The following is a 16167-nucleotide window of genomic DNA, read 5'->3' on the forward strand; positions in this document are numbered from 1 at the left end:
CGCGGTCACGCTAGCGCGGCGCGGCGGTCCGCGACACCCCCTCGGACGGACTCGCGGGGCCCGGCCCCCGCGCCGGGAGGCGTGCCGGCGACGCGGCGGCGGTGGTGCGGCGGAGGGACGACAGCACCGCTCGGCCGACGAGGAGGATCCCGACCACCGTCGTGACGGCGCGGAGGGTGTCCCACGTGGCGGTGGAGGTGACGAGGGAGTAGACGAGGAAGTTCCCGAGGTTCTCGCCGAGACCGCCGCCCGGGACGTAGGAGATGCTCGTGTCTCCGCCGACGGCGAAGGGCCAGAACCACATGTTCATGACGAGGCCGAACAGATAGGACGCCACGACTCCGTAGGCCGCGAGCATCGCGATCTCGGCGGCACCCCGCGGGCGCCGCGGCAGGAGGGCGGCACCCGCGCCGACCCACCCGCACGCGAACATCTGGAAGGGGAGCCAGGGGCCGACACCTCCCCACAGCGCCGCGGAGAGGCCGATCGAGGCCGCGCCGAGGAGAAGACCGAACCTCGCACCGCACACGCGGCCCGCGAGGATCAACAGGATGAACAGGGCTTCGACCCCGCCCACGCCGGTGCTGGCGATCCTGATCGCGGCGCCGACGGCGGCGAGCACCGCCAGGAGCGAGAGCGTGTGCGCGGAACGCACGCTTCCGTCGAGAGCGGCCAGCACCAGGAGGACGGCCAGCGGTGCGGCGGCGAGCGCGATCACGGGCACGGCGGAGGAAGCGTCGGGTGGCAGCGCCGCCACGACGAGCGGCCAGAGGAAGCTCGCCGCGGCGAGGAGGTTCGCGGCGATCAGCAGCACCGGGCGCGCGTGGTTCCCGGCTGTCGCCCCGCGAGGCAGTCGTCCCCCCGCGCGCGGGGAGTCCGTGCCGCCGGAGTCCGCCACCGCGGAAGGTGCGGCATCGGGCGCAGGCGGCGCGACGCGCGGCCTCGACTCTCCCGGTGCCACCGGCGACGCGGCGGCGGGCTGCGGCGTGGGGCCGTCGACCCGCTCGAGCGTGCCGCCCCGCATGGCGAGCAGGCGATCGGCGAGCGCCGCGCAGAACCCGGTGTCGTGCGAGGCGAGCAGCACGGCGGTGCCGGCGTCGGCTTGCGCGGCCAGCGCGTGCATCACGAGACGTCGTGCCGAGGGGTCGAGGCCGCGGGTCGGTTCGTCGACCAGCAGCACGCGCGGTGTGCGAGCGGTCTGCAGGACGATCGCGAGGCACCGCCGCTCTCCCACCGAGAGGTCACGCGGGTGGCGGCCGAGCCGGGCCTCGAGACGCGGATCGGTGGGATCGAGCCCGAGGAGAGCGGCGAACCGGGAGACGCTGACCCCGGGGGTCTTCGCGCGGGCATCCTCCCGGCGGAGCTCCGCGCGCACCGTGGCGCGCACGAACAGATCGTCTGAGTCGTCCGGTACGAGCGCCGTGCCCGGCTCACGACTGAGGGTCCGCAGAAGAGTCGACTTGCCCGCCCCATTGGGTCCGGATACGGCGGTGAGCTCGCCGGCGGCCAGCCGCAACGAGACGTCGTCGACCACGGTCCGGCGACCCCGACGCACCGACACGCCCCGCACGTCCAGGACGGTCTCGGCTTCGCGCGCGGGTGACGGCTGCCCGGGTCGGCCCGCGCGGAACTCGGGCGCCCGCTCTAGGGTCCGCGGGAGGGGACCGTCGACGACGGCGCCGTCCTCCGTCACGTGGAGGCTCCGGTCAGCGACGGCGCGGAACTCGTCCGTACGATGCTCGGCCACGATGACGCACACGCCCGCCTCGTGCGCGAGCGCCCCGAGGAGGGACACGATGCGCTCCCGCGCGCTCCTGTCGAGATCGGCGAGCGGCTCGTCCACGACCAGCAGCACCGGCTCCTCGACGATCGCCGCGGCGATCGCGACGAGCGTCGCCTCTCCCGCCGACAGCTCGGAGGTCCGACGGCTCCCCAGGGCGGAGATGCCCACGCGGCGGAGGACCTCATCGACGCGGGCACGGCGGAGGACGGGAGCCACGCCGCGCAGCTCCAGCGCGAGTCCCACTTCGTCGTCCACCCGATCGGCCGCGAACGACGTCCGCGGCTGCTGCAGCACCGCCCCCACGAGCCGCGCCATGTGTCGAGGGGCGGTGGCGAGGCGGTCGTGGCCCGCGACGACGATCCTCCCGCCGGCCACCCCGCCGTCGACGTGGGTGTGGAGTCCGCTCAGCGTGCGCAGCAACGTCGACTTGCCTGAACCCGTCGCACCGCTGACCACGATGAGCTCCCCGGGAGAGGCCGCGAGCGCGTCCACCCGCACGACGGCCGGCCCGGTGAACCCGGCGCGCATCGAGGCGAGCTCCACCGGGCGGGCGCAATCGCCCTCGAGGGGCCGACCGGCGTAGCCCCGCAGCTCCAGGGCGGCCCCGAGAGCGGTCGCACGTTCCAGTGTGTGCTCGAGGACGGGAGCGAGGATCCGGATGCCGGCACGGTCGCCGCGGAGTCGCTGGGCAGTCGCCACGGCGCGCGCGGCGGCCGCGAGGGCCGGGAGGGTCGCCCACGCCACCGCGAGAGCGCGCGCGAAGCCCTGCAGCGGTCCGCGTTGCGCGCCGCGGGCCAGCAGACGGGGCACGTCCACCAGCGCGTTGAGCACGCCGAACGCGAGGATCACTCCGGCGATCGGAAGCGCGGAGAGCGCGGCAGTGGCCAGCCCGCCGCTCGTGACCGGCCCGAGGATCTCGACGTGCCCGAACGGCGGAGCCAGCCTCAGGACGGGCAGATCGAGCAGCAGGGTCCCCGCGCCGTCCGCGCCGTGGAAGAGGACGCGGTAGACGACCCGCACCACCACGAACCCGGCGGCGAGGGCCGCCGCGGCACGCAGGGGAGCGGGTCGTACGGTCACGACGCCGGGGAAGCGGGGGCGCCGTCGAGGGTGAACAGCAGCGCGAGGCTCTCACCCGGGCGCACGGTGAGCTCCGAGAGGCCCGTCGTGGCGTAGCCCCACTCGCCGCCCTCCGGCTGCACCCACAGCGACCAGTAGGCGAACGCGGCGGGCATCGTCGCGCACGACTCCACATACGCCGGGTCTTCGGTGGAACCCACCGGGGCGTCGGGGGCGGGGAGCCCGTTCACGCGGCAGATCACCTGGTCGCCGTACTCGTCGGTGCCCTCCGTCGTGATCCCGGCCTCCGAGACGACGTCGGTCGCCGCGACGTCACCGTCGGCCGGTACACACCACTGCTCGCGCTGGCCGCCGGCGAGCGCGGAGGAGTCGACGATCAGCGTGACGCCGGTGTCGTCCGCACACGCTCCCTCGGCGGGTCCGGTGTCGGTCGATGTGGTCGCTGCGGGGGTGGGGCCCACGCCGGAGGGCGTGGGCGACGAGGGCCCGGCGCAGGCGGAGAGGACAAGGGCGAGAGCGCTCGCGGAGGCGAGGGCGAGGATCCGGGAGGAGAGGGTCACCGATCCAGGGTAGGGGGCGGTGCGCGCCCGGTGTCGCCGTGTGACGGCCGCGTAGGCTGGAGGCGTGGACGAGTCCGAGGTTTCCCGCGTTTCCGACCTGTTCGATCCGGCCGAGTGGGTGCTCGCGCCGGGCGCCGACTCCTACACCGACATCACGGCCCACGTCTCGCGCGACGGACGGATCGCCCGCATCGCGTTCGACCGGCCGGAGGTGCGCAACGCCTTCCGGCCGCACACGGTGGACGAGCTGTACCGCGCCCTCGACCTGGCACGACAGGATCCCGCGATCGGAGTCGTGCTGCTCACCGGCAACGGTCCGAGCCCGAAGGACGGCGGCTGGGCCTTCTGCTCGGGCGGGGACCAGCGCATCCGCGGTCGCGACGGCTACAAGTACTCCGATTCCGACACGTCGGTCGCCGATCCGGCCCGCGCCGGGCGACTGCACATCCTCGAGGTGCAGCGCCTCATCCGCTTCATGCCGAAGGTCGTCATCGCCGTCGTGCCGGGCTGGGCGGCCGGGGGCGGGCACTCGCTCCATGTCGTCTGCGACCTCACGATCGCCTCCGCCGAACACGGGTGCTTCAAGCAGACCGATGCCGACGTGGGCTCGTTCGACGCGGGATACGGCTCGGCCTACATGGCGCGCCAGGTGGGGCAGAAGTTCGCGCGGGAAGTGTTCTTCCTGGCCGAGGAGTACTCCGCCCAGCGTGCGTACGAGGCGGGCGCCGTCAATCGGGTGGTGCCCCACGCCGACCTGGAGCGCGAGGCGATCGCGATGGCGCGCACGATCCTCGGGAAGTCCCCGACCGCGATCCGGATGCTGAAGTTCGCCTTCAACGCGGTCGATGACGGACTGGTGGGTCAGCAGGTGTTCGCCGGCGAGGCGACGCGGCTCGCCTACGGCACGGATGAGGCCGTGGAGGGGCGCGACGCCTTCCTCCAGAAGCGCGACCCCGACTGGTCGGCCTTCCCGTACCACTACTGACCGGCCGACGCCGACGGGAGCAGGCCGCCTCCGTCGGGAGCATGTGAGGGAGCCTCCGCCGCATGAGGATCGAGACGATCGACACCACAGACCCGCGCGACGTCGTGCGGGGGCTGCGGGGAGCGGTGCTCGGCGCCGGCCCGGCGATCGCCCTGGGAGCCACGGCGGACCTGGGGCCGGATGCGGTCGTGGCGCCGGGGACGGCGGTGGTGCTCACCACGTCCGGGTCGACGGGGGTCCCCAAGTCGGTCGTCCTGAGCCGTTCGGCGCTCACATCCAGCGCCCTCGCCACGATCGATCATCTCGGCGCGGGGAGCTGGCTGCTCGCCCTCCCCGCGGGCTACGTCGCGGGCGTGCAAGTGGTCGTGCGCTCGCTCCTCGCGGGACGGGAGCCGGCGATCCTCGCGGGGTCGTTCACCCCCCAGACCTTCGCCGCCGCGGCGGGGTCGATGGCGGCGAGCGTCGGGGGGCAGCGCACCCCGACCTTCACCTCCCTCGTGCCCGCGCAGCTGCAGACGCTCGTGGCGGCAGAGGAAGCAGGGCAGGACACCCGGATCGGGTCGTTCGAGGCGATCCTCGTCGGCGGCCAGGCGCTCCCGGCCCAGCTCGCCGATCGGGCGGCTGCCGTCGGTGCGCGCATCGTCCGCACCTACGGGTCGACCGAGACGAGCGGCGGCTGTGTCTACGACGGTCATCCCCTGCGCGACGTGGCGGTGCGCGTGCGAGATGGCGAAGTGCAGCTGAGTGGGCCGATGCTCGCCGACGGCTACCTCGGCGACTCGGAGTCGACCGCGGCCGCCTTCATCCGCGACGCCGACGGCGTCCGGTGGTATCGCACGGGCGACGCCGGCACGTTCGACGATGTCCTGCGGATCACCGGGCGCCTTGACAACGTCATCGTCTCGGGCGGTATCAACGTGTCTCTCGACCGGGTGGAGCAGGTGGTCCGTGCCGTCCCCGGGCTCGACGCGGCGATCGTCGTGGCCGTTCCCGATCCGCGCTGGGGCGAGGCCTCGGCGATCGTCGTCGATCGCGTCGACCTCCCCACCGGCGTGCTGGACGAAGCCCGGAGGGCGGTGGCCGCGGCACTCGGCGCTCCCGCGCGTCCGCGCGAGCTCGTGTTCGTCGAGGCGATGCCCCTCCTGTCGTCCGGCAAACCCGACCGTCGCGCCGCGAGAGCCCTCGCCCTCGTCCGCGGCGGTTCGACCGGCGACGGCGGTGCGGCCTAGGATTTCGGTCGTGGCAGCCAGCAGCTCGAGCAAGAAGTCCCGTCGCGCGAAGACCTCGTCCGCCAGGTCGTCCGGACACCCGGCCGGCCGATCGGGCAACCCGCAGAAACCGGTCGTGTCGGGGGACCCGCGACAGGTCGCGCCGGCCACCCTGCGCGACTGGATCGGCGCCGCACGGCTGCGCACGTTGCCGCTGGCCGTCGCACCGGTCGTGATCGGCACCGGCGCGGCTCTCGTGGTCGAGCGGCGCCTCCACTGGGTGCTCGCGCTCGCGTGCCTCGTGATCGCGTTGGCGCTTCAGATCGGCGTCAACTTCGCGAACGACTACAGCGACGGCATCCGCGGCACCGACGACCACCGGGTCGGGCCGGCGCGGCTCACGGCATCGCGCGCGGTGCCCGCCAAGACGGTGCTCGCCGTCGCCCTCGTCTTCTTCGCGATCGCCGCGATCGTCGGCATCGCCGTCGTCTTCCGCACACAGCACTGGTGGCTGCTGGCCGTCGGCGCGGTGTGCATCGCCGCGGCATGGTTCTACACCGGGGGCAAGCGTCCCTACGGCTACTACGGGCTGGGCGAGGTCGTCGTCTTCGTCTTCTTCGGACTCGTCGCCACGGCCGGGACGACCTTCGTGCAGATCGGCGTCGTGCCCGACGAGGCGTGGCTCGGTGGCGTCGCGGCCGGGTTCCTCGCCTGCGCCGTGCTGCTCGCCAACAACCTGCGCGACATCGAGCAGGACCGCCGCGCGGGAAAGCGCACCCTCACGGTGCTCATCGGAAAGCGCGCGACGCAGGTGCTGTTCACCCTGTTCCTGCTGATCCCGTTCGCGATCGCCGTGGTGCTGGCGACCCTCTACCCGATCGCGTGGTTGTCGCTCCTGGCTCTGCTTCCCGCGCTGGCGGCGATCCTCATCGTCTGGACCTACGGCCACCCGCGGGAACTCGTCGTCGCGCTCGGCGTCACCTCGCTCACGGCACTCGCCTACGCGGGCTTCCTGTTCTGGGCCTACGCGCCCGCCATCTGAGTCAGGGAGTGCCGTCGAGGGTCGCGTCCTCGGCGTCTTCGTCCGTCGTCTCGCGCTGCCGAGAGCGACGTGCGGCCAGGTCGGTGGTGAGGTCGTCGAGCGGCCGACGCAGGAACAGCATCGACAGGCTCAGACCGATGAGCGCGGCGAAGATGGCCGTCAGCCAGTAGTACTCGCGCATCACCGGGATGAGCATCATGATCCCGAAGGGGACGAGGAACGCCGCGAGCCGCAGCACCGTGAACACCAGAGCCGACCGCGCACGCATACTCCCAGCGTACTCGGGGGTGGCCGGGCCGTCGGCCGGGACCGGGCAGCCGGGCACGCGCCTAGGATGGAGGGGTGGCGCGCGTGTATCTCGTTCTTGCGCTGTTGGCCGTCACGTTCTGGGTCTACAGCATCGTCGATTGCGCCCTCCAGCCGCCGACGCGGCATCGCGGAGTGAGCAAGCCGGTGTGGATCCTCATCGTCGTGCTCCTTCCGGTCGTCGGAGGCATCCTGTGGTTCGCGATCGGCCGTAGCCGTGGACGTCAGAGCGCCGCGATTTTCCGAGCGCCCGACGACGACCCCGAGTTCCTCGGCAGTATCGGCGTCATGACCGACCAGGAGGACCGCATCCGTCGCCTGGAGCAGGAGCTCGCCGCGCTCGACTCGGAGGGTGACGACGCCGCGGGCGGCCCCCCCGCTGAGCCCGACGCCGACGCCGACGGCACACCCGGCCCGCGCGGCACGCACAGCTGAGATGAGCCACGACGCGGCGCCGCAACGCGCCCCCGCAACCGACGCGGCGGCGGCCCTCCTCGGACGGCTCGTCGAACGCGGCGTCACGCACGTGGTCGTCAGCCCCGGGTCGCGCTCGCAGGCGCTCGCGCTGGTTGCCGCCGAGCTCGAGGAGCGGGGCCGTGTGCGCCTGCACGTGCGGATCGACGAGCGCGTGGCGGGATTCACCGCGCTCGGCATCGGACGGGAGACGGGCCTGCCCGCCGTCGTGATCTGCACCTCGGGCACCGCCGCGGCGGGGTTCGCGCCCGCGGCTCTCGAGGCGCACCATTCCGGAGTCCCCCTCATCCTCGTGACCGCCGACCGTCCCCCGGAGCTGCGCGGCGTGGGGGCGAACCAGACGACGCGCCAGCCCGGCATGTACAGCCCGAACGTGCGGTGGGAGGCAGACCTCCCCGTGCCGGACGCGGTGGACCCCGACGGCACGGACCCCCAGACCGTGGTCCTGCGCTCCGTCGCCGACGAGGCCTTCGCCGCCGCCGTCGGAGTGGGTGCCCGCTCGGCGGGCCCGGTGCACCTCAACGTCCCGCTTCGGGAGCCGCTCTCGGGCGCGATCCCGCCGTGGTTCGATCCCGCTCCCGTCTCCGCCGAGCCGCAGGACGTCGAGACTCAGCGGGGACGCGCGGCCGGCGGCGTCGGCGAGGTCGTCGACGGCGCGCCCGACGACGACACGGCGGCCAGCGGCGGTGCGTTGTACCAGGGCGGCGGGGGCATCGGCGAGTCGGACGTTCCGGCCGGCGCGGACGATGATCCGCTCGTGCTGGAACGCGGACCGCGGACGATCGTCGTCGCGGGCGCCGACGCCGGCGTTCGTGCGGAAGACCTCGCCCACCACGGGGGATGGCCCCTCGTCGCAGAGATCGTCAGCGGCGCCCGGTTCGGTCGTCACGTCGTCCACGGCTATCGCCTGCTCCTCGCCGACGGCGACCTCGGCGGACGGGTCGAGCGCGCGGTCGTGTTCGGGCACCCCACCCTCAGCCGCGAGGTGGTGGCGCTGCTCTCGCGCGACGATGTGGAGGTGATCGCCGTGCGCGGGCCGGGGGAGCCACTCAACCTCAACGGCATCACCCGCGCCGCCGACGACGTGACGGTCGCGTCCGGACCGTCCGACCGCGAGTGGCTCGGTGCCTGGATGCGCGCGTCCCGTGCGCACGCGGTCGACCTCAGCCCCGCGGCTCCCGACGCCGATGGGCTGGCCTCGGTGGAGCCCCGCCGCCGGCTGGGTGCGATCTCCGCCGAGCTCGACGCGATGCGCGCGCCCGTCGATCGTGCGATGCTCGTCGACGCGGTCTGGCGTGCGAGCTGGCCGCACGACCGGCTCCTGTTCGCCTCCTCGCGTCTGGTGCGGGTGGCCGACCAGGTCCTGCCGGGAAAGAAGGTGCCCGTCCACTCCAACCGTGGCCTCGCGGGCATCGACGGCACGATCGCCACCGGGATCGGGATCGCCGTCGCGAGCCAGTCCGCGGGCGCCCCCGGTGTCACGCGCGTGTTGATGGGCGACCTCGCCTTCCTCCACGACGTCGGTGCGCTCCTCCTGCCCGTCGGTGAACAGGCGCCGCGCATCCAGGTGATCGTGGGGAACGATGGCGGCGGCACGATCTTCGACGGCCTGGAGGTGGCGGGCGTCGCCTCGGCCGCCGCGATGGACCGCGTGCTCTACACACCGCAACGCGTCGACCTCCGGGCGCTCGCCACGGCCTACGGGTGGGAGTACGTCCGCGTCGAGACGCGCACCGCGCTGGATCAGGCCCTCACCTCCGCGGTCACCGGCTGCCAGGTGATCGAGGTCGCCCTCCCTCGCTGACGTGCCGCCGGCGAACCGTGGTGCGCGGCCTGCGGCTCGGTCATGATGGGTCCATGACCGCGAAGAGCCAGCAGAACTGGGCCGACGACCCTGCGACGACGCTCCGGGTGGGCGAAGGATTCCGTCTCGACGACGTCGATCCCGACGCCACCCCGGGATACGACGGGGACAAGGGCGACGCGGCGTCTGATCTCGAGGCCGGCGCCGAGCAGTTCGACGAGCTGCAGGAGCGTCTGTACGCGCAGAGCCGCTCCGACGATTCAGCTCCCGCGCTGCTCCTCGTCCTGCAGGCGATGGACTCTGCGGGCAAGGGCGGCATCGTCCGTCACGTCATCGGTGCGACCGACCCGCAGGGGGTCCACCTGAAAGCGTTCAAGAAGCCGACCGCAGAGGAGCTCGCCCACGACTTCCTGTGGCGCATCGAGAAGGAGGTGCCCTCGGCGGGGTACATCGGCGTGTTCGACCGGTCGCATTACGAAGACGTCCTCATCGGGCGCGTGCGCGAGCTCGCTCCGCCGGACGAGATCGAACGCCGCTACGGGGCCATCAACGATTTCGAACGCCGGCTGACCCAGGCCGGCGTGCGGATGGTCAAGGTCATGCTCCACATCTCGCCCGACGAGCAGAAGGCGCGGCTCGGCGAACGCTTGGAGCGGCCCAACAAGCACTGGAAGTACAACCCCGGAGATGTCGACGAGCGTGAGCTCTGGCCCGCGTACATGGAGGCGTACCAGATCGCCCTGGAGCGCACCTCGACCGATGCGGCCCCGTGGTACGTGGTTCCCGCGAACGCCAAGTGGTACGCACGGCTGGCTGTCCAGGCGCTCCTGCTCGACGCACTCGAGGCGATCGACCCGCAGTGGCCCGCCGCGACGTTCGACGTCGAGGCCGAGAAGGCCCGGCTCGCCGCGACCTGACACCCGTTCCGCCGCGTTCCTCCTCGTTGCCCTCTGCCGCATCCCGTCCGCCGAGAGCACATGCTGTCATCCAGCGCATACCGAACATGCGTGAGTAAAGGGTGCGCTCGGTGGGAGCATGTGCTCTCGGCAGAGCGGGGAGGCGGTTCAGGCGAGGGCGTCGACGATGGGGCGGAACTTCACCCGGGTCTCCAGCATCTCGGACTCGGGGTCGCTCCCCGCGACGATGCCCGCGCCGGCATGCGCCGTGAAGGGGATGCCGTCGGCGGCATCGACCGTCGCGGTCTCGCGCTCGAACTGTGCGCAGCGCAACGCAATGGCCCACTCGCCGTTGCCGTTCGCATCGGTCCAGCCCACCGGGCCGGCGTAGCGTCCGCGGTCGAACGGCTCCAACCGGCGGATGACCTCCAGCGCACGAGCGGTCGGGGTCCCCGCGACCGCGGCCGTGGGGTGGACCGCGTCGATGAGGTCGAGAGCCGACGCGCCCGCACTCAGGCGCCCCTCCACGTCGGTTGCGAGGTGCCACACGTTGGGGAGCTTGAGCATGAACGGCTGCTCCTGCGCGACGAGCGCCGTCGTGTGCGGGCGCAAGGCGGACAGGACGCTCTGGACCGCGTACTGGTGCTCGTCGAGGTCCTTCGTGCTCGTGGACAGTGCCACGGCGGCCAGCGTGTCGGCGTCGGGATCGGCGCCGCGAGCCGCGGTGCCCGCGAGAACGCGTGCGGTGACGTCGCCACCGGAGACGGTGAGCAGGGTCTCGGGGCTTGCGCCGATGAGACCGTCCACGGCGAAGGTCCACGTGTCCGGGTATGACGAGCCGAGCGCGCGGACGAGCCTGCGGAGGTCGGAGCCGGGAGGGACCGTTCCGGCGAGGTCGCGCGCGAGCACCACTTTGCTGACGGTCCCCGCCGCGATCTCCTCCAGTCCGGCCGCGACGATCGACTGGTAGTCCTCGGGGGTGAGCGTTCCCGGACCCACGTGCGCGGACCAGTGCGGCCCATACCCGGTGCGGGCGGGAAGGTCTCCGGGTCCGACGTCCGCGGCGGGGTGTGTGTCGTCGGCCGAGGAGACCCGCGTCAGCCAGGTCCGGCCGCCGCGGCGCCCGATGATCGTCTCCGGTACCACCAGGAGGGGCCCGCGACGGGACTCGGCGTCGAAGGGGAGCGTCGCGAACGCCACGAGGCCCGTGCCGGGGAGGGAGAGCGGATCGTCGATCTCCGCACGGGACGTGACCTCGCTCCACGCCCGCGCCACGTGCCGCGGCTCGACCCCGGGCGATCCGACGTAGACGAACACCGATCCGACGCCGACGAGCACATCCCCGCGGCGCGACCACACCAGGGGATTGCGGGGGTCGGCGTATTCGAGCAGATCGGCGTCCGCATCCGGCCCGAAACCGGCAGGGATCTCGCGGGTCACCGCGCGCAACCGGGGCAGGCGGGACGGGACGGCGCTCACCGTTCCAGCCTATCCGCGCGCCGCCGTGCCGGACGCGAGGCGGGGATCCGCACCCGCGGCCGCAGAACCCTGCGCCGCGGCCTCAGAACCCTGCGCCGCGGCCTCAGAACCCTGCGCCGCGGCCTCAGAACGTAGGATCGTGGGGTGACAGACGAGCGCCCCGCAGACCTCCACCGAGCCGATCTCGAGAAGGACCCCGCGCGCGTCAGCGGCATGTTCGACGAGGTCGCCCCCGCCTACGACCGCAGCAACACGATCCTGAGCCTGGGCAACGACCGGCTCTGGCGTGTGGCCACCACGCGGGCGATCGCGCCGCGCGCGGGACAGCGCATCCTGGACCTCGCCGCGGGCACCGGAGCCAGCGCCGTCGCGCTCGCGCGCAGCGGCGCCGAGGTGGTCGCCGCCGACTTCTCGCCGGGCATGCTCGCCGAGGGGCGCCGCCGTCACGGTCACCTCCCCAACCTCTCCTTCGTTGAGGCCGACGCCATGGCCCTTCCCTTCGACGACGACAGCTTCGACACCGTCACGATCTCGTTCGGTCTGCGCAACGTCCACCAGCCGCGCGTCGCCCTCGCCGAGATGCTCCGAGTCACCGCGCCCGGCGGCCGGCTCGTCATCTGCGAGTTCTCCCACCCGCGCTCCGCCGCCTTCGCAGGCCTGTACCGCTTCTACAACGACCGCGTCCTCCCCACCGTGGCCCGCGTCGTCAGCAGCAACGCCGAGGCGTACGACTATCTCAACGAGTCGATCCGCGACTGGCCCGACCAGGCGCAGTTGTCGGCGTGGATCCGTGAGGCCGGATGGGACCGCGTCGCCCACCGTGATCTGTCCTTCGGCATCGTTGCGCTGCACCGGGCGACCAAGCCGTTGGTCGGCGAGCCCCGGTAGGCTAGTCGGGTGACCCCGCGCCCCTCGACGCCCGGCTCGCAGCTGACGAGCCACCTCGGCCTGACCGAGCGCATCTTCGTCGGCGGCAAGATGCGGCGGCTCGCGGCGACGGTGGAGGAAGGCCTCACCCGGGTCGAGCAGCGGCTGGCGGAGGAGCTCCAGGTCGGCGATGCGCTGGCCGACGTGACGAGCCGCTACCTGTACGAGGCGGGGGGCAAGCGGCTTCGTCCCATGCTGTCGATCCTCACGGCGCAGCTGGGAGACGGCGCGACCGACGAGGTGATCGCCGGCGCGACCGCCCTCGAGATGACCCACCTGGGCTCCTTGTACCACGACGACGTCATGGACGGAGCGGACGTGCGGCGCGGTGTGCCGAGTGCCCACGCGGTGTGGGGGAACAACGTCGCGATCCTCACCGGCGACCTGTTGTTCTCCCGTGCCAGCCAGCTCATGGCCCAGATCGGCGAGCGCGCCATCCGCATGCAGGCCGACACCTTCGAGCGTCTCGTCCTCGGGCAGATGCACGAGACGGTGGGAGCACAGGCCGGCGACGACCCGGTGGAGTTCTACCTGCAGGTCCTCGCCGACAAGACCGGTTCGCTCATCGCTGCCGCCGGTCAAGTGGGGATCCTCTTCTCAGGAGCCCCGGCGGCGTATGAGCAGGCGGTGCTCGACTTCGGTGAGCGCGTCGGCATCGCCTTCCAGCTCCTCGACGACGTCATCGATCTGTCGGCCGACCCCGACGAGACCGGAAAGGTCCCGGGCACCGATCTGCGGGCGGGTGTGCCGACGATGCCCTACCTGCTCCTCGGCCGTGCGGCCGACCCCGGCTCTGCGGAGCTGAAATCGTCGATCGACGACGGTGTCGCCCGCATCGCCGACGGGGCCGACCCGGCCATCCTCGACGACGAGCTCGCGCGCTTGCGGGAGCACCCGGCCACCGAGGCGACCCGACGCCTGGCGGCGGAGTGGTCCGGCGACGCGGTGGCGGCGCTGGATCCGCTCCCCGACGGGACGGTGCGCGAGGCACTCACGCGTTTCGCGCACGTCGTCGTCGATCGGTCCCGCTGAACACTCTCACCCGTGGACGGCCGGGGAACGGCCGTCGCCCATCCGGGACGTCCCGAAAGGAACAGGAATGACCAAGCTCAGGCTGGCCATCGTCGGAGCCGGCCCGGCCGGCATCTACGCCGCCGACATCCTCTTGAAGGCCGAGCGCAAGTTCGACGTCTCGATCGACCTCTTCGACCAGCTGCCGGCCCCGTATGGACTGGTGCGTTACGGCGTCGCGCCCGATCACCCGCGCATCAAGGGCATCATCACGGCGTTGCGCGACGTGCTCGACCGGGGCGACATCCGGATCTTCGGCAACGTCCGGTTCGGCGAGGATCTCGCGCTCGAAGACCTCCAACGGCACTACCACGCCGTGATCTTCGCGACGGGGGCGATCCGCGATGCGGCGCTCGACATCCCGGGCATCGATGCCGAGGGCTCGTTCGGGGCAGCCGATTTCGTGAGCTGGTACGACGGTCATCCGGACTTCCCGAGGGAGTGGCCGCTGGATGCGTCGTCGGTTGCCGTGCTGGGAAACGGCAACGTGGCGCTCGACGTGGCCCGAGTGCTCGCCAAGCACGCGGAAGACCTCCTGGTCACCGAGATCCCGGCGAACGTGCAGGCAGGGCTCGAGGCCTCCCGGGTCACCGATGTCCACGTCTTCGGTCGCCGCGGCCCGGCTCAGGTGAAGTTCACGCCGCTCGAGCTGCGCGAGCTGGGTGAGCTCCGCGACGTCGACATGGTCGTCTACGACGAGGACTTCGATTACGACGACGCGAGCCGCGCCGCGATCGCCAGCAACAAGCAGGTGATGGTGATCGATCGCGTGCTCCAGTCGTGGCGCACCCGCCCGAGCGTGAACAACGCTGGCGGAGAGGCGAGCCGCCGGCTCCACCTGCACTTCTACGCGAAGCCCGTCGAGATCCGGAAGGACGAGGCCGGGCGCGTGGCGGCCATCGTCTACGAACGCACTCGCCCGGATGGACAGGGCGGCGTGGTCGGGACGGGGGAGCTCCGTGAGATCGCGGTCCAGCAGGTCTATCGCGCGGTCGGTTACTTCGGCTCGCCGCTGCCCGGCGTCCCGTTCGACAAACGCCACGGCGTGATCCCCAACCACGAGGGACAGGTGCTCCAGAAGGACTCCAACGAGCGTGTGCCCGGGGTGTACGCGACCGGGTGGATCAAGCGCGGCCCGGTGGGGCTGATCGGTCACACCAAGTCGGATGCGATGGAGACGATCCGTCACCTCATCAACGACCAGGGCTCGTGGTGGACTCCCGAGGACCCGTCGGATGAGGCGATCCCGGCCCTGCTCGCCGAGCGCGGGGTGCGCTGGACGGATCTGGACGGCTGGCACCGGCTCGATGAGCACGAGCAGGCTCTGGGAGCGGCCCAGGAGCGCGTGCGGATCAAGGTCGTCGAGCGCGACGAGATGGTGCGCGTCTCCCGGGGCGAGTGACCCTCAGGGGAGCGTCGGCGCGGGAGCCGGGCTCGGCTCCGCGTCCGGTTGCCTCGCCGGGCCGGTGAGGCCCACGAGCAGCGCGGCGACGAGCGCCACCTGGCCGACGATTCCGAGCAGGGCGCCGCTCCAGGCGGCGTCGGCCCCCGAGGTGGCGAACGTGTCGGCGAGCGCCATGCCGATCCCGAACGCGGCGAACCACTGGGTGAACACGATCCCGCCCACCAGCAGGCAGCCGAGCACGATGAGCCGCCGCAACGGCAGGGTCCTCGTCGCGCCGGGAAGGGAGGTCGCGAGCGCGAACAGCACGATGGCGCCCAGGCACATCGCCGCCCACACCCCGACCCCGATGCCGAAATCCGGCGTCAACTGACGCTGCGCGATCATCTCGGCGTAGATCTGTTCCAGTGGCAGCGCCGGAACGCGGGCCGACGGGTTCCAGACGGTGGTGTGGATGACCGCGCCGGTGAGCACGATGAGGGCGAGTCCCGCGAACGCGAGACCGCTGACCGTGCGGACCTTTCGGGTGCCGGCGGGGCCCGTGCTCGCCGCGATCGCGAACGCGAGGAGCACGCCGACGAGGGGGACGGCCAGGAGCGCCAGCCCGCGCTGAGCGATCCCCGCCGCCACGACAGCGCCGAAGACGGCCACGACGGCAGTGAGCAGGAGCGCGCCGCGCGCCGTCCGCCCCGCCAGAGCGGAGACCGCCGAGAGGCTCAGGACGAGGGCGAGTGCCCCGAACGCCAGGGCGAGGAGGCCGAGTCCCGCCCCGATCGCCGCGAACACCGCCCCGCCGGGCAGGCCTTCCGCCCACAGGGAGCTCTGCCCGCCGGAGAACGACCAGCCGGCCGCGAGGACGGCCGCCGACCCACCCGTCGCAACGGCTCGGCGGGCGAGGCGGGCGGCGAGCGCCGTGCGCGGCATCCCGGTGTGGCCGGGATCGCCGCGGTCGATCGTGAGGGCGGTGACCGCGGCGCCGCGGACGATCGCGCCGCGCGCCATCCCGATCTCCGCCGCGCCGTCGAGGTCGGCCGTCCATTCCTCGCGGTAGCGGTCGCGCGAGGCGCGGGGGAGGGTGGCGGCGAGGAGGCGCACCAGGCGCTCGGCCGCGGTCACGCGATGACCCCCCGCGGGCGTGCCGGCAGCGCCG

14 protein-coding genes are annotated in these 16167 nt (G+C 72.6%); 9 read left to right on the forward strand and 5 right to left on the reverse strand.

The genetic code is table 11. From position 1 onward, the window contains the following. Positions 1–10: 10 nt before the first annotated feature. Together AVP41_RS16145 and AVP41_RS16150 are read right to left on the reverse strand one after the other, a co-directional pair. Positions 11–2863: an ATP-binding cassette domain-containing protein gene (locus AVP41_RS16145; RefSeq protein ID WP_067167095.1), complete on the reverse strand. Its 2853-nt coding sequence runs from the start codon at positions 2861–2863 to the stop codon at positions 11–13. Further along, positions 2860–3423: a hypothetical protein gene (locus AVP41_RS16150; protein ID WP_067167098.1), complete on the reverse strand. Its 564-nt coding sequence runs from the start codon at positions 3421–3423 to the stop codon at positions 2860–2862. Before AVP41_RS16150 ends, AVP41_RS16145 begins: the two co-directional genes overlap by 4 nt. A 64-nt stretch (positions 3424–3487) precedes the next feature. On the opposite strand from AVP41_RS16150, the gene AVP41_RS16155 reads away from it, so the two are divergent. The 3 genes from AVP41_RS16155 (at position 3488) to AVP41_RS16165 (ending at position 6658) form a co-directional block, all read left to right on the forward strand. Continuing rightward, a complete protein-coding gene (locus AVP41_RS16155; protein ID WP_067167102.1) occupies positions 3488–4408 on the forward strand; it encodes a 1,4-dihydroxy-2-naphthoyl-CoA synthase in 921 nt (306 codons plus the stop codon). Between the two features lie 62 nt (positions 4409–4470). Continuing rightward, a complete protein-coding gene (locus AVP41_RS16160; RefSeq protein ID WP_067167105.1) occupies positions 4471–5637 on the forward strand; it encodes an AMP-binding protein in 1167 nt (388 codons plus the stop codon). A 10-nt stretch (positions 5638–5647) separates the two neighbouring features. After that, positions 5648–6658 (forward strand): 1,4-dihydroxy-2-naphthoate polyprenyltransferase, encoded by a 1011-nt coding sequence (locus AVP41_RS16165; protein WP_067167109.1) that lies wholly within the window; start codon positions 5648–5650, stop codon positions 6656–6658. Position 6659: 1 nt separating this feature from the next. Here the strand turns inward: AVP41_RS16165 and AVP41_RS16170 are convergent, their stop codons facing one another. Further along, the gene (locus AVP41_RS16170) at positions 6660–6926 is read right to left on the reverse strand and encodes a DUF4229 domain-containing protein (protein WP_067167112.1); all 267 of its coding nucleotides are present in this window, start codon (positions 6924–6926) and stop codon (positions 6660–6662) included. A 74-nt stretch (positions 6927–7000) separates the two neighbouring features. Between AVP41_RS16170 and AVP41_RS16175 the strand changes: the two genes are divergently transcribed. From AVP41_RS16175 to AVP41_RS16185, 3 genes are read left to right on the forward strand one after another with little or no spacing between them, the layout of a single operon-like run. Then, positions 7001–7399: a PLD nuclease N-terminal domain-containing protein gene (locus tag AVP41_RS16175; protein WP_067167116.1), complete on the forward strand. Its 399-nt coding sequence runs from the start codon at positions 7001–7003 to the stop codon at positions 7397–7399. Between the two features lies 1 nt (position 7400). Next, the gene (locus AVP41_RS16180; protein WP_067167120.1) at positions 7401–9242 is read left to right on the forward strand and encodes a thiamine pyrophosphate-binding protein; all 1842 of its coding nucleotides are present in this window, start codon (positions 7401–7403) and stop codon (positions 9240–9242) included. A 53-nt stretch (positions 9243–9295) separates the two neighbouring features. Continuing rightward, positions 9296–10159 carry a polyphosphate kinase 2 family protein gene (locus AVP41_RS16185; protein WP_067167121.1) on the forward strand — a complete coding sequence of 288 codons (864 nt, stop codon included), beginning with the start codon at positions 9296–9298 and terminating at the stop codon, positions 10157–10159. Positions 10160–10306: 147 nt separating this feature from the next. On the opposite strand, the gene AVP41_RS16190 is transcribed toward AVP41_RS16185, so the two are convergent. Then, complete coding sequence (locus AVP41_RS16190; protein ID WP_082829302.1) at positions 10307–11617, reverse strand: isochorismate synthase; 1311 nt, start codon at positions 11615–11617, stop codon at positions 10307–10309. 213 nt (positions 11618–11830) lie between these two features. On the opposite strand from AVP41_RS16190, the gene ubiE reads away from it, so the two are divergent. The 3 genes from ubiE (at position 11831) to AVP41_RS16205 (ending at position 15017) form a co-directional block, all read left to right on the forward strand. Further along, positions 11831–12505, forward strand: coding sequence for a bifunctional demethylmenaquinone methyltransferase/2-methoxy-6-polyprenyl-1,4-benzoquinol methylase UbiE (gene ubiE, locus AVP41_RS16195; protein WP_157532547.1), 675 nt, complete (start codon positions 11831–11833; stop codon positions 12503–12505). 9 nt (positions 12506–12514) lie between these two features. Next, positions 12515–13576 carry a polyprenyl synthetase family protein gene (locus AVP41_RS16200; RefSeq protein WP_067167128.1) on the forward strand — a complete coding sequence of 354 codons (1062 nt, stop codon included), beginning with the start codon at positions 12515–12517 and terminating at the stop codon, positions 13574–13576. 67 nt (positions 13577–13643) lie between these two features. After that, positions 13644–15017 (forward strand): FAD-dependent oxidoreductase, encoded by a 1374-nt coding sequence (locus AVP41_RS16205; protein WP_067167131.1) that lies wholly within the window; start codon positions 13644–13646, stop codon positions 15015–15017. A 3-nt stretch (positions 15018–15020) separates the two neighbouring features. Here the strand turns inward: AVP41_RS16205 and AVP41_RS16210 are convergent. Beyond that, positions 15021–16167 (reverse strand): hypothetical protein (locus AVP41_RS16210; protein ID WP_231902798.1); only part of this gene is annotated, 1147 nt, incomplete at its 5' end.

It is taken from the genome of Microbacterium sp. TNHR37B (assembly GCF_001620065.1).
Classification (GTDB): domain Bacteria; phylum Actinomycetota; class Actinomycetes; order Actinomycetales; family Microbacteriaceae; genus Microbacterium.